Below are 16,532 nucleotides of genomic sequence, written 5' to 3' on the forward strand. Positions count from 1 at the left end.
GGGCGCACGAAAGCGCAAAGCATAACCTTGCGCTTCTGGCAGCCGTAGGCACAAAAAGCCGCAAAGCGGCGTGCAAACGAACTTCCTTGCTGGTTGTTGCCTACAAACAGGAAAAGACCTGGCTTAGTTGCCAGGCCTCTCCATATTTGCTGGTGTCAGAGCAGGCAGCAGAAATTACTTAACTTCTACTTCAGCGCCGGCTTCTTCCAGTTGCTTCTTCAGGCCTTCAGCCTCGTCTTTGGTTACACCTTCTTTCAAAGGCTTAGGAGCACCGTCAACAAGTTCTTTGGCTTCTTTCAGGCCCAGACCGGTCAGGTCTTTCACCAGTTTCACCACAGCCAGTTTAGCAGCGCCAGCCGACTTCAGGATTACGTCGAACGAAGTCTTCTCCTCAGGAGCTTCAGCAGCTGCGCCACCGCCACCAGCTACCATTACGGGAGCAGCAGCAGCAGGCTCGATGCCATACTCGTCTTTCAGGATACCAGCCAGTTCGTTTACTTCTTTTACCGTCAGGCTAACGAGCTGCTCGGCGAATGCTTTCAAATCTGCCATTTCTGTAGATTGTTAAAAAGGGGGGTTGTTGAAGGAAATTGAAAGGGAAAAAGATGAGCAGCGGTTAGCCTGCAACCTCTTCTTTTTCGGAAAGTGTTTTGAGGATACCAGCCAGCTTGTTGCCACCGCTCGACAGAGCAGAAATAACATTCTTGGCAGGCGACTGAAGCAGACCGATAACATCACCGATGAGTTCGTTCTTGCCTTTCAGCGTGCTCAGCGTCTCCAGTTGGGTAGAACCCAGGTAGATGCTGGCGTCGATGTAAGCACCTTTCAGAACAGGCTTGGGCTCTACGCCACGAGCATAGTTCTGCGACTTGTAGAAGTCTTTCAGGAGCTTGGCCGGAGCATTGCCCGACTCGCGCGAGAACAGCACGCCCGACTGGCCTTTCAGCGCCGCGTCCATCTCCGCCGTGTCGCCACCGAGGGTATCGAGGGCTTTGCGAATGAACGTGTTTTTGTAGACTTTGAACTCCAGGCCGCGGTTAAAGCACAGGCGACGGAATTCGTTGATTTTCGCCACTGACATCCCCGAAGCATCGGTGATGTAGAACGCGTTGTGCGATTGGAACTTCTCGCTCAACTCGTCGACGAGGGCTTGTTTTTCTTCCCGGATCATATCGTCGTGTTGATTAAAACTTAGGCGGAAGTTACTTGCGTGTCAACCGGTACAGCAGGCGACATCGTGCTCGAAAGCGTGATGCTCTTGATGTAGGTGCCTTTTGCCGACGAAGGCTTCAGACGGTTCAGCGTCTGGATTACTTCGATGGCGTTTTCGGCCAGCTTCTGCGGGTCGAACGACACTTTACCAACCGAGCAGTGGATGATACCGGTTTTGTCAACTTTAAAGTCGATTTTACCAGCTTTCACTTCCTGCACAGCCTTGGCTACGTCGGTGGTTACGGTGCCCGACTTAGGGTTTGGCATCAGGCCCCGGGGACCCAATACGCGGCCCAAGCGGCCTACCTTAGCCATTACAGCCGGCATCGTGATGATAACGTCGATGTCCGTCCAGCCTTTCTCGATTTTCGAGATGTAGTCGTCTAGACCAACAAAGTCAGCGCCAGCAGCAGTAGCCTCAGCTTCTTTGTCGGGGGTTACGAGGGCCAGAACACGAACCGTTTTGCCGGTACCGTGGGGCAGCGTAGCTACGCCACGCACCATTTGGTCGGCTTTGCGGGGGTCTACGCCCAAACGAACGTCGATATCAACCGAGGCATCGAACTTGGTGTAGGTGATGTCCTTTACCACAGTAGCGGCCTCTACGAGGTTACGCACCTGGGTCAGGTCGTGCTTAGCAAGGGCTTCCTTGCGCTTTTTGCTTACTTGTGCCATCTGATTCTTCTCCGTTAAGATTATTCAGCGAAAGGAGAATCTCCCTTGATGGTGATACCCATGCTGCGGGCCGTACCAGCTACCAGCTTCATGGCCGACTCGATTTTGAACGCGTTCAAATCGGGCATTTTCACTTCGGCAATAGTGCGGATCTGGTCCCACGTTACCGACCCTACCTTGTTCCGGTTAGGCTCTTTGGAACCGCTCTGAATTTTAGCGGCTTCCTTCAGCATTACCGGCGCTGGGGGGGTCTTCACCACGAAGTCAAACGACTTATCGGTGTACATGGTGATGAGAACAGGACAAACTTGGCCGGCCTTATCTTGGGTGCGCGCATTGAACTGCTTGCAGAACTCCATGATGTTAAGGCCTTTGCTACCAAGTGCAGGTCCAACCGGCGGCGCGGGGTTCGCGGCGCCTCCCTTTATCTGAAGCTTCAGATAACCTCTAATTTCCTTGGCCATTTGGATTGAAAGGCTGCGGACAACACGACGTAACTCGTATCCTCCTCAGATGAATGTATTTGCTCCTGGTGGAAGCCCCGCTGGCCCGGAGCGAATGGCCTGCGACGATATTGAAAAGAGAACTTAGAAATCAGAGCTTAGAACTTAGAGGCGTGGGCTGCTAAGTTCTAAGCTCTCCTGATCTAAGCTCTGTTATGACTCTTTCTCGACCTGGGTATAGCTGAGCTCCATGGGAGTGCTACGACCGAAGATCTTGACAATGACGTTTAGCTTCTTGCGCTCTTCGAAAACCTCCGAAACAGTGCCCGACATACCGGCAAATCCACCATCCACAATTTTCACCAGCTCGCCAGCCACGAAAGGCGTTTCCAGCGTTGCGGTCTGCTCTTCGGCTTCATCCACGATGCCGAGGATGCGGTTTACTTCCGAAATGTGCAGGGGAACTGGTTTAGTGTTCTGGTTAGCCGCTTTGCCTTCCTTATCACTCAGGAAGCCGATAACACCCGGGGTACTGGTGATGATGTGGTCAACTTCGCCGTGGGTCAAATCGGCGTGGATGATGATGTAACCGGGATACAGGTTCCGCTCACGCACGCGCTTCTTGCCGTTGCGCATTTCGAATACCTTCTCTACCGGAATCAGCACCTGCGGTACCAAGTCGGAAAGACCGTGACGCCCAATCTCAGTTTCGAGGTAGGTCTTAGCCTTTTTTTCCTGCCCGCTGACCGAACGGACAACGTACCATTTCAACTCTCCCATCAGTAATTAACGCTTAGCGGAAAGAGTTATAGAATGCTTCCAGCCCGGTCTTGAAGATGATGTCCATGATGCCAACGACAGCCGCAAATACCAGCGAACCGATGAGCACTAGGCCAGCACTCTTCTGTAGCTCTTCGAAAGACGGCCACGTTACCTTGTAGCGCATCTCCTCGGTCGTCTCGCGGAAATAGTTCGTCAGCTTGCTCATGATGTCGCCGATTTGGCTGGTGGTACTTTTGGTGCTGCCGCAGCAGCTTACTTGCACGGGCGGAGAGATTCGAACTCCCATCAAAGGTTTTGGAGACCTCTATTCTACCCTTGAACTACGCCCGTGGATGCGTCTCAAAACAGCCTGTAGCCGGATTGGGACTGCAAATGTACTGAACTGCTTGGACAAAACAAATCCGCCCCCGAAAAAATCGAGGGCGGATTGTATTGATCTAGTGGAAACTAGTCGAGGATTTCAGTAACCTGACCAGCACCTACGGTACGACCACCTTCGCGGATAGCGAAACGCAGGCCTTTTTCCATAGCTACTTTGTTGATCAACTCCACCGTGATGGTGATGTTGTCGCCAGGCATTACCATTTCAACACCTTCGGGCAGGGTGATGATACCCGTTACGTCGGTGGTGCGCAGGTAGAACTGCGGACGGTAGTTGTTGAAGAACGGCGTGTGACGGCCACCTTCTTCTTTCGACAGTACGTACACCTCAGCTTTGAACTTTTTGTGAGGCGTTACCGAGCCGGGCTTGCAGATAACCATACCGCGACGGATGGCTTCTTTTTCAATACCACGGAGCAGCAGACCTACGTTGTCGCCAGCTTCGCCACGGTCGAGGATCTTGCGGAACATCTCTACACCGGTTACGGTCGACTTCAGACCTTCAGCACCCATGCCGAGGATGTCAACCTGCTCACCCGAGTTGATGATACCACGCTCGATACGACCGGTAGCAACCGTTCCACGACCCGTGATAGAGAATACGTCCTCTACGGGCATCAGGAAGGGCAGGTCGGTCAGACGAGCAGGAATTGGAATGTAGCTATCAACAGCAGCCATCAGCTCCTCAATCTTGGGAACCCAGTTGGCGTCGCCGTTCAGGCCACCCAGTGCCGAGCCTTGGATTACGGGGATGTTGTCACCGTCGAAGTCATAGAACGACAGCAGCTCACGGATTTCCATTTCCACCAGCTCGAGGAGCTCGGGGTCATCTACCATGTCTACTTTGTTCATGAACACCACCAGCTGAGGAACACCTACCTGGCGAGCGAGCAGGATGTGCTCACGCGTCTGGGGCATTGGGCCGTCGGTAGCAGCTACTACGAGGATAGCGCCGTCCATCTGAGCAGCACCCGTTACCATGTTCTTCACATAGTCAGCGTGACCAGGGCAGTCAACGTGAGCGTAGTGACGGTTTTCGGTAGCGTACTCTACGTGAGCGGTGTTGATAGTGATACCACGCTCTTTTTCCTCAGGAGCATTGTCGATCGAGGAGAAGTCGCGCTTGGCGGCCAGACCTTTGTTCGCCAGTACCGTGGTGATAGCAGCGGTCAGGGTGGTTTTGCCGTGGTCGACGTGCCCGATCGTACCGATGTTCACGTGCGGCTTGGAACGATCAAAATTTTCTTTGGCCATTGTAAAGGAGATTAAAGGAACTTTGTGGTGAGGAGGAAAACGCGACTTGCTTATACTGAAAGAAAGCGAAACGCAGCTCCGCTTAGTGGGGACTGCACGTCGCTTTTCTTTTCAGACTGTCCAAACAGTGCAGCCGCGCTGCGCCGTCGGGTAATACGTGAGCCATTTATGGGATTTGAACCCATGACCTCTTCCTTACCAAGGAAGTGCTCTACCACTGAGCTAAAACGGCTTATTAGGTGCATGCAAAGTTACAACGAAAGTCGGACAGATTATGTGCTGCTTTCTTTAGCTGTACTGAGCGGGAGACGAGGTTCGAACCCGCGACCTGCAGCTTGGAAGGCTGCCGCTCTACCAACTGAGCTACTCCCGCATGAAGACTAAGTTTCCTAATAAAGGCCAAACTGCTATAAAGCCTTGGCTGTTGCCAGATAACTTGGTCTCAAACTGTGGGGGCGAAAGGACTCGAACCTTTGAACCCGAAGGAGGTGAGTTACAGTCACCCGCAATTGCCGCTATGCGACGCCCCCAGTTTGCGTGGTTTCTGCCGGCTGCAGAAACTATTTCTCCTCCCCTGCTTAGCCGCTATAAGTGGTAGGCCTTGGAAAGGAGTTGCAAAATTAATGGCTTTCAGATGCAAGTCAAGCCATACCGACTAATTGCTGCAATATTTTTTCCCGTCAGACTTCCTGTTTAGGGGTATTCCGCTACGTCTCAATTGCTTAGGCACAGCAGTTATTTTGAAGGAAATTCTTCCTATCGAAATGTTACAGCAAGTTGTACATGCCTTTCAGCCCTTCGTCTTTTTCCTTGGCCCGAATATCCTGTAACACTGTTTTTAGCTCCTGGCTACGCTCGGCCAGGGCACTCAAGCCTTTGTATGCGCCCAGACGCACCAAGTAGGAAGGAGCGTTTCGAGCCAGCATTTCCAGCTTCTTCACCCCTTTCTCACGCTCAATAGGCGGCATACGCTGCATGAACTGCCCGAAGTTAGGCAGGAAGGTATAGAGTTCAGCTTCCTGCAAGGTTTCCACGTGGCTCAGAAACCAGTCATATTGATCCAAGTGCCCATTCAGTGCGTAGTATCCCCCCAGGGCCGTTATTACCCGGGTATTGGGCGTTTCCTGGAGTGAGGAAATTTTCGCTTGGGAGTTGACCGTGGGGTTGCGGGTAAGCGCGCCCAGGGCAGCACTAATCACCACGTACGAACTGTCATTTAGAGCGGCTTCGTACACGCTGCCAAAATCCTCATTACTGAATGAGTTGAGGGTTGTGATGGCAGCGGCACGGACCTCGCTGCGGGTATCGGTGGTGGCAACGCGCTGAATTTCCTTTCTCACAGCGCCGCCTTCTGCTCCTTTATAGCGTTTCAGCGCTTCTACGGCCGCTACCCGTACCCCCCAGAACTTATCGTTGAGGGCGTTACGCAGCATGGCCGAAACGGTAAGGTCCCCTACTTTGGTGCGTAAGCCATCTATTGCCTGGTATTTCTGCAAATAATTTCGGGCGTGTTGAAATTGGTAAAGCAACTCTTCCTGGGAGAGTTCCTCATCAATTTTGGCCAATAGTTGTGCTTCATCATCGAACTTAACCAGGTTTGGTCGCTGCGAGGAAGAAAACACAAATTGCTGATCGGCTTTGGTGACGGTAATGTTATGAATCGTTGGCTGATTACTGTTACCCCACACAGCCACCGCCACCGGCAACCGGTACACAGGAGTATAAACAGTGTCCTGCTGCTGCTGCACCCGCAAACTCACTTGGCCATTGTTGTAGCTGTGCGTGATGCGCAGTTCCGGATGGCCACGCTGCAGAAACCACTGGTCGAAAAACCACTTCAGGTCCTCGCCGGTCACTTCCTCAAATACCATACGCAACTCGTCTACCTCCACGGCCGTGTACTTATTGCGGGTTAGATACTGATTCAGGGCTAAGTAGAAAGCTTCGTCACCAACGTATTTCCGCAGCATATGCAACACGCGCCCCCCTTTCTGATAGGAGTGGCGGTCGAACATATCCTCCTTGTCCCGGTAGGTGTAGCGAATCAGGGGTACGCGCTTATCTTCCGCCTCCTGGAGGTAGTGGTTGAGGGAAGTCTGCTGCACCATAGCCGCCGCATCGGCCCCATACTTATATTCCGTCCAGAGAAACTCCCCGTAGTCAGCAAAAGACTCGTTCAGCGGCAGATTGGCCCAGGACTCGCACGTCACGTAGTTGCCGAACCAGTGGTGCACTACCTCATGCGCAATTACCCAGTCAAAGTTCTGATCGAGCAGTTCCCGGCGGGTAGCCTGTATTCCCTCACCGTGTACTACGGCCGAGGTATTCTCCATAGCACCCGAAACATAGTCCCGTACGGCAATCTGCGCGTACTTTTCCCAGGGATACTCCACCCCGAATTTTTTGGAGAAGAAGTCCAGCATCTGTGGGGTGTTGCCAAACACCGCCTTCGCAGTACCAGCAAACTTGGGCTCCACGTAGTAGTCCACCGCTTTACCCCGCCACGTGTCTTTCACCACGGCAAAGTCGCCCACGGCAATCATAGTCAGGTAAGGAGCCGCCGGCAAGGCCTGCTTCCACGTGTCGGTGCGCGTGCCATCGGCATTATTTTTCGACGCTACCAACAACCCGTTTGAGAGGGTCTTGTACTGCCCATCCACCGTCAGCCGTATTTCCTGCGTCATGCGCTGGTTGGGCTTATCAATGGTAGGAAACCAAGCGGAGTTGTTTTCCGTCTCGCCCTGGGTCCAGATCTGGCGGGGCTTACCTTTCTCCGTACCTAGCGGGTTGATAAAAAACAAACCCTTGTCGCTGGTTATGGCCGCTGATCCACCCGCGGGCAGCTCATTGGGCTTGGCTACGTAAGCAATGCGCACCTGATAGGTTTCGGTGCGGGCGTAGCTCCGGTCTAGGTTTACGACGAGCTGCCGTTTGTCGTAACCGTAGGTGAGGGCCTTTTCTTTGCCATTGCCCAGCAGCAGGCGAATGTTGCGGATATCGAAGCCTTTGGCATCGAGTACCAGCTGACTTTGCGACTGGAAGTGCGGACGTACCGTTAGCGTAGCAGTGCCAATTACTTGCTGCTTGGCCCAGTCAAACCGCAAATCAAGTACAGTATGCTGCAAGTCGTGCAGCAGGGTGGCAGCCGGCTGCTGGGGACCCGAGGACGGGAGCCACGACGGAATAACTACGGTCGAGGTTTCGGTAGCTGTAACGGACTCCGAGCTAGCCGGGGCTTTTTTGCGCGTACTGGCTTTTGGTACCGTCCCTTGGCTTGGCCTGACGTTCTGGGCCAGTGCCCCCACCTGCAGTGCGAGTAGTAAAGTAAGGGTGCCGAGAACCGGGTATTTCATGCGGGTGGCAATAGGGTAATGTGGCTCAATTTCAGAAATTAGTTTGAGATTTGGCCTATCTTTAGGCCCCTTTCCGCCCGTCTCACCCCGCCCAAGATGCTTCAAATTACTGCCAATTCTGGCCAGGTATGGGAGGTTGATTTCCGCCCCGACGCCATTACTGTTCAAGATCAGCCGTTTACCTGGGATATTACTACGCTGGGCAACGGGCAGTATCATCTCCTGCACGAAGGACGTTCTTTTTCGGCGGAGGTTGTACATATCGACTACACAAACAAGCTAGTTGAGCTGAAGATCAACGGTCAGCCGATGCAACTGCAAGCCAAAGACCGGTTTCAGCTTTTGCTGGACAAGCTGGGCTTGGGTGCGGCGGCAGCGCAGAAAATAAACCAACTGAAGGCGCCCATGCCGGGTCTCATCGTAGACATCCGGGTGCAGCCCGGCCAAGCCGTACAGAAGGGAGACGCACTGCTGGTACTGGAAGCCATGAAGATGGAGAACATTCTGAAGTCGCCGGCTGATGGGGTAGTAACGGATGTGAAAGTGCAGCTGCGCGACAACGTCACCAAAGGTCAGATTCTTATCCAATTCAGCTAGCGCACCAACCATCTGGTTTTGCGGCTGTCTTTTTCTCACGCAAATTTCTTCCGTTTTGAAGTATACCCGAATCCTTCTCAAGCTCAGTGGCGAGGCGCTGATGGGCAATCAGCAGTATGGTATTGATGCCGAGCGGTTGATGCAGTACGCTGAGGAAATTAAGGCCGCGGCCGCCACGGGCACGCAGGTGGCCGTGGTGATTGGCGGCGGCAATATTTTTCGGGGAGTACAGGCCGAAGCCTTTGGCCTTGACCGGGTGCAGGGCGACTACATGGGCATGCTGGCTACCGTCATCAACTCTATGGCCCTGCAGAGCGCCCTGGAGAAACTCAACGTAAACACCCGTTTGCTATCCGGGGTTACCATTCAGCGGGTTTGCGAGCCGTACATTCGTCGCCGGGCCCTCCGCCACCTGGAAAAGGGCCGCGTTGTGATTTTTGGGGCCGGCATCGGTTCCCCTTACTTCACTACCGACTCGGCAGCCTCGCTGCGAGCTATTGAGATTGAAGCCGACGTCGTCCTGAAAGGCACCCGCGTGGATGGTATTTATACCGCCGACCCGGAGAAAGACCCCACGGCCGTGCGCTACCCCGAAATTACCTTCGAGGAGGTAATGGAGAAGAACCTGAACGTGATGGACATGACGGCCTTCACGCTTTGCAAGGAGAATAACCTGCCCATTATCGTATTTGATATGAACAAGGGAGGTAACCTGCAGCGCCTGATTGCGGGTGAAACGGTGGGCACGCTGGTGAAGATGGGTACGGCCCCAGCCCCTAAATTTGACGCTCAACCCAGCACGTTGCAACCTACCACCGAGGCCTAAGCTGCTACCAGCTACATGGCTGAATGGTTAAATGGTTGCCATGTAGCTTTCCTTCCGGAAATTCAACCAACTTTCTCACTTAGCCATTTAACCATTCAGCTAACAGATCAAATGGACGAAGAAATTAAATTCTACCTGGACGAAGCAGAGGAGTCCATGGGCAAAGCCCTCCAGCACACAAGCCTGGAACTAAGCCGTATCCGCGCGGGCAAGGCCTCACCGGCCATGCTTGAAGGCCTGCGCGTAGATTACTATGGCACGCCCACTCCCGTAAGCCAGGTAGCCAACATTGCCACCCCCGATGCCCGCACGCTGTTCATCAAGCCGTGGGAAAAGAATATGCTGGGGGAGATTGTGAAGGCCATTAAAAACAGTGACCTGGGCCTGAACCCGCAGTCGGATGCCGAAGGGGTGCGCCTCAACATTCCGCCCATGACGGAAGAGCGCCGCCGCGACCTGGTAAAGCAAGTGAAGTCCGAATCGGAAAGCGGGAGGGTGCGGATTCGCGGCATTCGGAAGGATGTCAACGATGCGCTCCGCAAGTTGCTGAAAGACGGCGCTTCGGAAGATGCTATCAAGGACGCCGAAGCCAAGGTACAGAAAGCAACCGACAGCTACATTGTGAAAGTAGATGATCTGGTCAGCAAGAAAGAAGCTGAAATTATGACCATCTGATGGTGCTCCGTGTACCAAACAAATGTCCCCACCAAGCGCGCTTGGTGGGGACATTTGTTTGGTACGGGTTACTGGCTTTGCTGCCAGTAACGGTTGTTGCGTATGATTTCTTCAACGGCAGCGGGCACCAAGTACCGGATAGACTTGCCCGAACGCACGGAAGCGCGAATGAAAGTGGCTGAAATGTCCAGCAGTGGCGCTTCTACAATCGTGACAGCGGTAGGCACATCTGCCGGCGCTGGGCTCCCCGGGCGGGGATAAACGTAAAGAGCATACTCGGTCAGAATCCGGTTTGCGTCTTTCCAGCGCGGCAGCCCCGGGAGGTTGTCTCCGCCCATTAGCACCACAAACTCATACGATGGATATTGCTTAGCCAGCACATCTAGGGTATGAATGGTAAAATTGGGCTTGGGCAGCCCAAACTCAACATCCAGCACCCGCAGCCGGTCATTCCCGGCAATGGCGGCTTCCACCAGTGCATAGCGGTCCGCTTCCGGTAAGAGGTCTTCGCCTACCTTAAAGGGGCTCTGCGGCGACACCACAAGCCAAACCGCGTCCAGATCGGTACGGGTGGCCATGTGCTCAGCCAAGATGAGGTGGCCGGTATGAATCGGGTTGAAAGAACCGAAAAGCAAGCCAATTTTCTGTCGACTCACAGAATCTCCGCGTCAGCTTGGATGAAGTCCCGTACGAGCTTTTCGGCCTGTGCCGTAGCCGTATCTAAATCGTCGTTCACAATAACTTCATCAAACCGGTCTTCAAATGCCAGCTCGAAATTGGCCTTATAAAGCCGAGACGATATGCTAGCGGCCGAGTCGGTAGCCCGGGCTCGCAGGCGCTGTTCGAGTATTTCCAGCGAAGGAGGCTTCACAAATACGGCTAGCGCCCGGTCTTTGTAGAACTCCTTAATGCTGAGCCCGCCTTTCACATCTACGTCCAGCACAGCGTGTTTACCGCTTTCCCAGATGCGCTCTATCTCCGACTTAAGCGTACCATAAAAGGCTCCCTCGTACACTTCCTCCCATTCCACGAATTCGTCGTGACGGATTTTGTCCTGAAACTCTTGTACGGAGATGAAGTGATAATCTTTTCCATTGGTCTCACTGCGGCCGCGCCGGTCACGCGTACACGCTGAAATAGAAAAGCTTAGCTCCGGAATGCGTTCCAGCATTCGGTGCACAATGGTGGTTTTACCGGCGCCAGAGGGCGCGGAAAAGGCTATAATTTTCCCCTGCATGGGGCAAAATTAGGCCATTTCTACATTCAAACGCGCCAAGATGTGATGCGAAAGGGCTGAAGGAGCCTCTTTGCGGCCCACATGCTGCCCCAAGAAGTGAATAAACACCTGCTGCTTTTCGATGGTATCGAAGCAAGGAGAGCAATCCTCGGCATGGTTTATGAAGTATTCCTCGTCCTCCACGCTGGGAGCACGGCCTTCAACTAGTTGGTCCAGTATGGTATTCACACGTTCACAGTCGGCGCCGTTAGCGTCAGCGGCCGGTTGGTCTTTTTTTGTAGAGGTTAGGTCCATAGTCGGTAGGCGGGAGAGGGTTAATCGTGGTCTTCAGCATCTTCCTCAGCTTCAGCACTATTGCCGTAGCCGATAGATTGCGCGTATTTCTCTAGTTTGTCTTTCAAAAAGTTACGAGCTCGGTGTAGGCGCGAACGAACCGTACCGATGGGAATATCCAGCACCTTAGCCATTTCCTCGTACGTGAATCCTTCCAGATCACACAGGATAATGACGGTGCGGAAATCCACCGGCAGCGAGTTCAGGGCGCTGGCCACTTCGTCGCCGATGAGGTCACGTACAGACTGCTGCCGCATGTCCGACGACGTGCTTCCCACGTCGCCCTCAGCCTCCACGTCTTCCGTATTATAGTAGCCTTCAATTTCGCTGTAGTCGACTTTGGCGGGCTGTTTACTTTTTTTACGGAAGTCGTTGATGAATGAGTTTTTCAGGATGCGAAACAGCCAGGCTTTGGCGTTGGTTCCCGGCTCAAAGTATTCGAAGAAGCGGTAAGCCTTCAGATACGTCTCTTGTACCAAGTCATTTGCGTCGTCCTCATCGAGCGTGAGCCGGTACGCAAAGTTGTACAAAGAGTCTATTACCGGCATCAGTTCAGCCTGGAACCGGCGGTCTTTCTCTTCTTTCGATAATTTGGAAACGCGTTCGGGAGAATCGCTCATGGGGTGCTAAGAAGTTACAGTAGCCGGTGGATGGTGGCACCGACACGGGTAGCAGCTAAATGTACGGATTATGACGATTCCAGCATGTAGGACTCGGCAAGAGAATCTGTCAGCCACCGTCTTTCGGCAGCCACCAACAGAAATCCATAGCAAAAAACAAAAAGGTTAAAACTAATCTGAAGCTCCAGCAACGAATCGGCCAAGATGGCTACCGCGTGCAGCAGCAGGAAATGATACACGTACGCGTTTTGCCACCGCCCGGGTTGCAACAGCGGACCAAAGAGCACCAGGAGCCACAAACTCAGGCCCAGCACTCCTCCCCCAACCAGCTGATGCAGGTATTGGTTATGAATCATCACCCGGTTGGCGGGCAACAGGCCAAAGCTGTGTTGGGCATACTGCGCCATCATGGCTGAGCGCACATCGGCCGGGGCCACGCCCACCCACGGCTGCTGCCGTACCAGGGCCAGAGCCGTGTGCCAGGCGGCCAGCCGCTTCGACAAGGAATAGTTGTTGATATCGTGGTGGAGCGTAAACTGCTCGATATCGAAGAGCGTAGCCGCTACCCGGTTGCGCACGGCAGGCAGCGTATGATAGGCTGCTGGCGGCCCCAGCAATAGCAGCAGCAGTAACCCTAAGCCCAATACCCACCGCCGCCGGAACAGCAGTACTACCAATGTATCGATGCACAGGATGGCGTAGAAAACCAGCAGGCCCGTACGGTACGCGAGGATGTGCAAAGCTCCAACACAGATTAGCACGGCACCGGCCGCCAGCAGGCGCTGGAAGTCGGGTGCCGACTTACGGGTATACAGGAACACCCCGCCCACCAAGGCAGCCAGGGCCAGCATCAGGCTGAAGTGAATGTGAAAAATGCCCGTGATGGACGGCAGGCTCGGGCCCAGCCCAAAGGTGTCATTCGTGAATGTGTGCTGCTGCGCGTACCGCGCTATAGTGCCTAGTGCAACAAGCGCTGTCCCCCCCAGAAAGCCCCCGGCTACCCATTGCCGCTGCCGCGCGGACAAGGGTACGCTCAGGCCAAAAGCCAGCGGCACCCCCAACAAGGGCAACTGCCGGTAAACCTCGTGGCGCCACACGGTCCAATCGGAGGTGTACACAGCACTTACCCACCAGAACCCGTAGAGCAGCGCCGGAAACCAAACGGTACGAAGCTTTTTGTAACGGGCCCACTGCCGGCGCAGATCGGGATTAGTCAGTGCCGCTGCCACGCCCACCAGCGGACTAAGGGCTATCAGAGCCCGCGAAGCCAGCAGCCCGGTGACGCCCGCCAGGCAGGCGAGCAGCAGCAGATACTGCGACAGGCGTCCCTGCCGGTATAGCTTGGCCGCAGCAGCGAATCGGGTAGTAACCATCAGCAGACGTTAGAGCTGGGGGAGCCGGCGGCCTCAGATGTAACCCAGCGCACTACTTGGGTCAATACGGCTGATGGCTCCACCGCCTTGATGCAGACGCAGCTGGCGGGCTGCGTCCGGCAGTCCTGGCAATTCGGTTTATCGTGCACCAAATAGTGGGCGTATGGGCCCAGCGGCGCCCAGCGGCCGGGGTGCATGGGCCGGATGGGCGGGTATAGCCCCAGCGCGTGCCGGCACAGCGCGGCGGCCAAGTGGAGCGGGCCGGTACTACCCGCCACCAGCCCATCGGCGGCGGCAATGAAGGCCAGGAACTCCGGTAGGCCAAGCTGCCCCGTCAGGTCGGCGGCCAGGTAAGCCGCATGTGTCTGGAGCCAGGCCTGCAGCTCCTCACCCTCGGCGGCGGTACCGGTAATAAATACCCGGTGGCCAGCCTGGTGCAGCAACCGCGCCAGTACGCCAAAATGGGGCAAGCCCCACTCCCGGGCGCTGCCTCGGCTGCGGGGATGCAGAATAAGGTTGAGCTGCCCGGGCTGGCGCGCTTCCAACAGTTGCTGCAGTTCAGGCCGGAGCGGAACAGTTGGCGTTAGCCGGACGAGGGAAGCAACTTCGGGCAGTGGCACTACGCGCGTTGGGTCGAGGGGGCGCAGCAGCTGTAGGTTCAGCTGGGCTTCGTGCAGGGGTGAGTGGCGGCGGCTGAGCGCCACCAGGCTAGTACAGGTAAGCCAGTGAAACCACCGGTTCCGGGTGCCGATGCGGTTCCGAATGCCCGCTTTGCGAGCCAGCCAGGCAAGTTGCTGGTTGGGAAAGACGTGCAGTACCGTATCGGCCTGAGTATTTCGCAGGGCCGCTACCTGGGCGACCGGGGTGAGCTGCTGCAGCGCGTCGAAGTTCACGAAGACATCTATCCAGGGGCATGCCTCGGCTACGGCCTGGGTATAGGTGCGGCCCAGCAGCAGCACCCGGCACCCCGGAAACAACTGCTTCAGGCGGCCGGCCACGGGCAGGGTCAACACCACGTCCCCAATGGCATCAGTGCGACTGATCAGGAAAGTGCGGCTCATGCGGAAGCTTTGGTTTTGAGCTTGGCAAATTTGAGGAACACGCCCCAGGCTGAAATCATGGCAATGCTCAGACCCGCAAACCCATCGAGGAAGCCGCGCCGCAAAAAGTACCCGTGCACGAACTTCCACCAGGGTTTGAGCAGCAAATGAAACACCGATACCCGGCGCCGACCACGCAGCCACAGTTCATCAGCCGCAATGCTGGTAAAGCGGTTAAGCTGCTGCACGTGCTGCTCCACCGAGTTATAAGAGTAGTGCAGCACGTCGCCGACCAGAGGAACAGGCGCGGGCTGACCAATAGCCAGCTCATACCGCTCGTGCAGCAGCAGGCCCTCCCATTGCCCCAGGCGCCGGTCGTAGAGGCGTAGTTTGCGGTCGGGGTACCAGCCGCCGTGGCGCACCCAGGTGCCGCAGTAGTTGGTGAGACGCGCCACGGTGTAGCCGGCTCCGTGCCAGTGCTGCTTGGCCTGACGGATGCTTTGGCGCAGCTCCTCCGTCAGCACTTCATCAGCGTCGAGTTGTAGCACATGATCGTAGCGGGCCTGGGCGGTAGCAAAGTTCTTCTGCTGCACGTAGCCCTCGAAAGCGTGCTGCACCACGCGCGCGCCCCACTGCCGGCTAATTTCCACGGTGGCATCGGTAGAAAAGCTGTCGACCACCACCACCTCATCCGCCACCGCGCGCACGGCTTCCAGGCAGCGGGCAATATTGTCTTCTTCGTTGAAGGTGATGATGACGACGGACAGCGGTACAGCAGGCATAGGCAAGCAAATATCGGGGTTTTGCCGGGGAGGTAGCGCATAGACTTGCCCCGCCTTGGCTGGCCCGGCTCCGCCGTCAGGTTACCTTACGCGGGACACAGGTATTAGCAGTATCTGCTGCTTTATTTAACCGTTGCGTATGCGTGTTCTGCTGTTGCTTCCGCTGGCGGCGGTTCTGACGGGCTGTGAAGAGCCCGTGGCCGTGTTTGAAGCCTTTGAGCTACCCCGCCCGGTGAACATGGCCCGCGTACTGGGGCCAGCCCCACTGCTGCTGGGCCAAGATACCCTGGCGCTACGGCTGCGCTACGCACCGGCTACCGGGGTCACTACCTTTTGGGTGCAAACCGACTCCTCCGACCAAAGCTGGTTTGCGGCCCGGGCTTTCCGATACCGGGGCTTATACTACCTGGTGGAAAACCAGCCCGAGGACGGCTACCGGATCCACGCCGTGCGCATCGGGCGGGGCCAGGTGCAGGGCCTGGGCACCGGCTACCGGCAGATGCGCGCCCTAAGCGAGGCAGTATGGCAGGGCCGCTTCCCGCAGCTGCTTTCGCCCGCTGGCGACAGTATGCGCCTGCGCTACGACCGGCAGCGGCTCCGAGCGTTCTATACCGCGCAGGTTGAGGGCTTCGCGCCCTATGCGGTGGTGGACGAATCGACTGCTTCTCTTCGCTCCGACCTCATAGAAGCTCAAGCCGCTGCGCCCAGCCTGTACCCCAACCCAGCCAGCACCACCGCTACACTTACTCTGGCTGAAAGCGGCGCCCGAGAGGTAAGCCTCTACACGAAACAAGGCCAACTTCTTCGCTCCTACCTTGTTTCCACTGCGTCCCTGGCCCTGCCGGTGGATGATTTACCTAATGGTCTTTACCTGGTGCGCGTAAAACAGGCCGGTAAAGCATCCGCTACCCTGCGCCTGCAAGTAAGCCACTGACCGAGGCTATTTTT

19 protein-coding genes and 4 tRNA genes are annotated in these 16,532 nt (G+C 55.6%); 4 read left to right on the forward strand and 19 right to left on the reverse strand.

Going from position 1 to position 16,532, the window contains the following annotated elements:
- Nucleotides 1-174: 174 nt before the first annotated feature.
- The 12 genes from rplL to FY528_RS02665 all read right to left on the reverse strand — a co-directional run bounded on the left by rplL (nucleotide 175) and on the right by FY528_RS02665 (nucleotide 8,101).
- Nucleotides 175-552 (reverse strand): 50S ribosomal protein L7/L12, encoded by a 378-nt coding sequence (rplL, locus tag FY528_RS02610; protein WP_149069441.1) that lies wholly within the window; start codon nucleotides 550-552, stop codon nucleotides 175-177.
- Between the two features lie 64 nt (nucleotides 553-616).
- Nucleotides 617-1,171, reverse strand: coding sequence for a 50S ribosomal protein L10 (rplJ, locus tag FY528_RS02615; RefSeq protein ID WP_149069442.1), 555 nt, complete (start codon nucleotides 1,169-1,171; stop codon nucleotides 617-619).
- Nucleotides 1,172-1,191: 20 nt separating this feature from the next.
- On the reverse strand, nucleotides 1,192-1,887 hold the full coding sequence (gene rplA / locus FY528_RS02620) for a 50S ribosomal protein L1 (protein WP_149069443.1): 696 nt from the start codon (nucleotides 1,885-1,887) through the stop codon (nucleotides 1,192-1,194).
- Between the two features lie 20 nt (nucleotides 1,888-1,907).
- Complete coding sequence (rplK, locus tag FY528_RS02625; RefSeq protein ID WP_149069444.1) at nucleotides 1,908-2,351, reverse strand: 50S ribosomal protein L11; 444 nt, start codon at nucleotides 2,349-2,351, stop codon at nucleotides 1,908-1,910.
- Nucleotides 2,352-2,543: 192 nt separating this feature from the next.
- Nucleotides 2,544-3,110 carry a transcription termination/antitermination protein NusG gene (gene nusG / locus FY528_RS02630; RefSeq protein ID WP_149069445.1) on the reverse strand — a complete coding sequence of 189 codons (567 nt, stop codon included), beginning with the start codon at nucleotides 3,108-3,110 and terminating at the stop codon, nucleotides 2,544-2,546.
- A 13-nt stretch (nucleotides 3,111-3,123) separates the two neighbouring features.
- The gene (gene secE, locus FY528_RS02635; protein ID WP_232066433.1) at nucleotides 3,124-3,399 is read right to left on the reverse strand and encodes a preprotein translocase subunit SecE; all 276 of its coding nucleotides are present in this window, start codon (nucleotides 3,397-3,399) and stop codon (nucleotides 3,124-3,126) included.
- Nucleotides 3,373-3,443, reverse strand: a tRNA-Trp gene (locus FY528_RS02640). The genes secE and FY528_RS02640 overlap by 27 nt, the downstream gene beginning before the upstream one ends.
- Before the next feature lie 117 nt (nucleotides 3,444-3,560).
- Entirely contained in the window at nucleotides 3,561-4,748 is a 1,188-nt protein-coding gene (gene tuf / locus FY528_RS02645) for an elongation factor Tu (protein ID WP_149069446.1), read from the reverse strand.
- 160 nt (nucleotides 4,749-4,908) lie between these two features.
- Nucleotides 4,909-4,980: transfer RNA gene (locus tag FY528_RS02650), tRNA-Thr, on the reverse strand.
- Nucleotides 4,981-5,048: 68 nt separating this feature from the next.
- A tRNA-Gly gene (locus tag FY528_RS02655) sits at nucleotides 5,049-5,121 on the reverse strand.
- 77 nt (nucleotides 5,122-5,198) lie between these two features.
- A tRNA-Tyr gene (locus tag FY528_RS02660) sits at nucleotides 5,199-5,278 on the reverse strand.
- Between the two features lie 237 nt (nucleotides 5,279-5,515).
- Nucleotides 5,516-8,101 carry a M1 family aminopeptidase gene (locus FY528_RS02665; protein ID WP_149069447.1) on the reverse strand — a complete coding sequence of 862 codons (2,586 nt, stop codon included), beginning with the start codon at nucleotides 8,099-8,101 and terminating at the stop codon, nucleotides 5,516-5,518.
- A gap of 96 nt (nucleotides 8,102-8,197) precedes the next feature.
- On the opposite strand from FY528_RS02665, the gene FY528_RS02670 reads away from it, so the two are divergent.
- From FY528_RS02670 to frr, 3 genes are all read left to right on the forward strand, one after another.
- The gene (locus FY528_RS02670; protein WP_149069448.1) at nucleotides 8,198-8,698 is read left to right on the forward strand and encodes an acyl-CoA carboxylase biotin carboxyl carrier protein subunit; all 501 of its coding nucleotides are present in this window, start codon (nucleotides 8,198-8,200) and stop codon (nucleotides 8,696-8,698) included.
- Nucleotides 8,699-8,753: 55 nt separating this feature from the next.
- Nucleotides 8,754-9,524: a UMP kinase gene (pyrH, locus tag FY528_RS02675; RefSeq protein ID WP_149069449.1), complete on the forward strand. Its 771-nt coding sequence runs from the start codon at nucleotides 8,754-8,756 to the stop codon at nucleotides 9,522-9,524.
- A 111-nt stretch (nucleotides 9,525-9,635) separates the two neighbouring features.
- Complete coding sequence (frr, locus tag FY528_RS02680) at nucleotides 9,636-10,199, forward strand: ribosome recycling factor (protein WP_149069450.1); 564 nt, start codon at nucleotides 9,636-9,638, stop codon at nucleotides 10,197-10,199.
- A gap of 68 nt (nucleotides 10,200-10,267) precedes the next feature.
- Here frr and nadD read toward each other — a convergent pair whose 3' ends face one another.
- The 7 genes from nadD to FY528_RS02715 form a co-directional block, all read right to left on the reverse strand.
- Nucleotides 10,268-10,855 (reverse strand): nicotinate (nicotinamide) nucleotide adenylyltransferase, encoded by a 588-nt coding sequence (gene nadD, locus FY528_RS02685; protein ID WP_149069451.1) that lies wholly within the window; start codon nucleotides 10,853-10,855, stop codon nucleotides 10,268-10,270.
- Nucleotides 10,852-11,436, reverse strand: coding sequence for a guanylate kinase (gene gmk, locus FY528_RS02690; protein WP_149069452.1), 585 nt, complete (start codon nucleotides 11,434-11,436; stop codon nucleotides 10,852-10,854). The genes nadD and gmk overlap by 4 nt, the downstream gene beginning before the upstream one ends.
- A 9-nt stretch (nucleotides 11,437-11,445) precedes the next feature.
- Complete coding sequence (locus FY528_RS02695; protein ID WP_149069453.1) at nucleotides 11,446-11,730, reverse strand: hypothetical protein; 285 nt, start codon at nucleotides 11,728-11,730, stop codon at nucleotides 11,446-11,448.
- Nucleotides 11,731-11,750: 20 nt separating this feature from the next.
- A complete protein-coding gene (locus FY528_RS02700; RefSeq protein WP_149069454.1) occupies nucleotides 11,751-12,389 on the reverse strand; it encodes a sigma-70 family RNA polymerase sigma factor in 639 nt (212 codons plus the stop codon).
- A gap of 68 nt (nucleotides 12,390-12,457) precedes the next feature.
- Nucleotides 12,458-13,762 carry an O-antigen ligase family protein gene (locus tag FY528_RS02705; protein WP_149069455.1) on the reverse strand — a complete coding sequence of 435 codons (1,305 nt, stop codon included), beginning with the start codon at nucleotides 13,760-13,762 and terminating at the stop codon, nucleotides 12,458-12,460.
- Nucleotides 13,762-14,823 carry a glycosyltransferase family 9 protein gene (locus tag FY528_RS02710; RefSeq protein WP_149069456.1) on the reverse strand — a complete coding sequence of 354 codons (1,062 nt, stop codon included), beginning with the start codon at nucleotides 14,821-14,823 and terminating at the stop codon, nucleotides 13,762-13,764. The genes FY528_RS02705 and FY528_RS02710 overlap by 1 nt, the downstream gene beginning before the upstream one ends.
- A complete protein-coding gene (locus FY528_RS02715; RefSeq protein ID WP_149069457.1) occupies nucleotides 14,820-15,584 on the reverse strand; it encodes a glycosyltransferase family 2 protein in 765 nt (254 codons plus the stop codon). Before FY528_RS02715 ends, FY528_RS02710 begins: the two co-directional genes overlap by 4 nt.
- Before the next feature lie 139 nt (nucleotides 15,585-15,723).
- On the opposite strand from FY528_RS02715, the gene FY528_RS02720 reads away from it, so the two are divergent.
- Nucleotides 15,724-16,518, forward strand: coding sequence for a T9SS type A sorting domain-containing protein (locus FY528_RS02720; protein ID WP_149069458.1), 795 nt, complete (start codon nucleotides 15,724-15,726; stop codon nucleotides 16,516-16,518).
- Nucleotides 16,519-16,532: the final 14 nt, after the last annotated feature.

The organism is Hymenobacter lutimineralis, from assembly GCF_008271285.1.
Classification (GTDB): Bacteria; Bacteroidota; Bacteroidia; order Cytophagales; family Hymenobacteraceae; genus Hymenobacter; species Hymenobacter lutimineralis.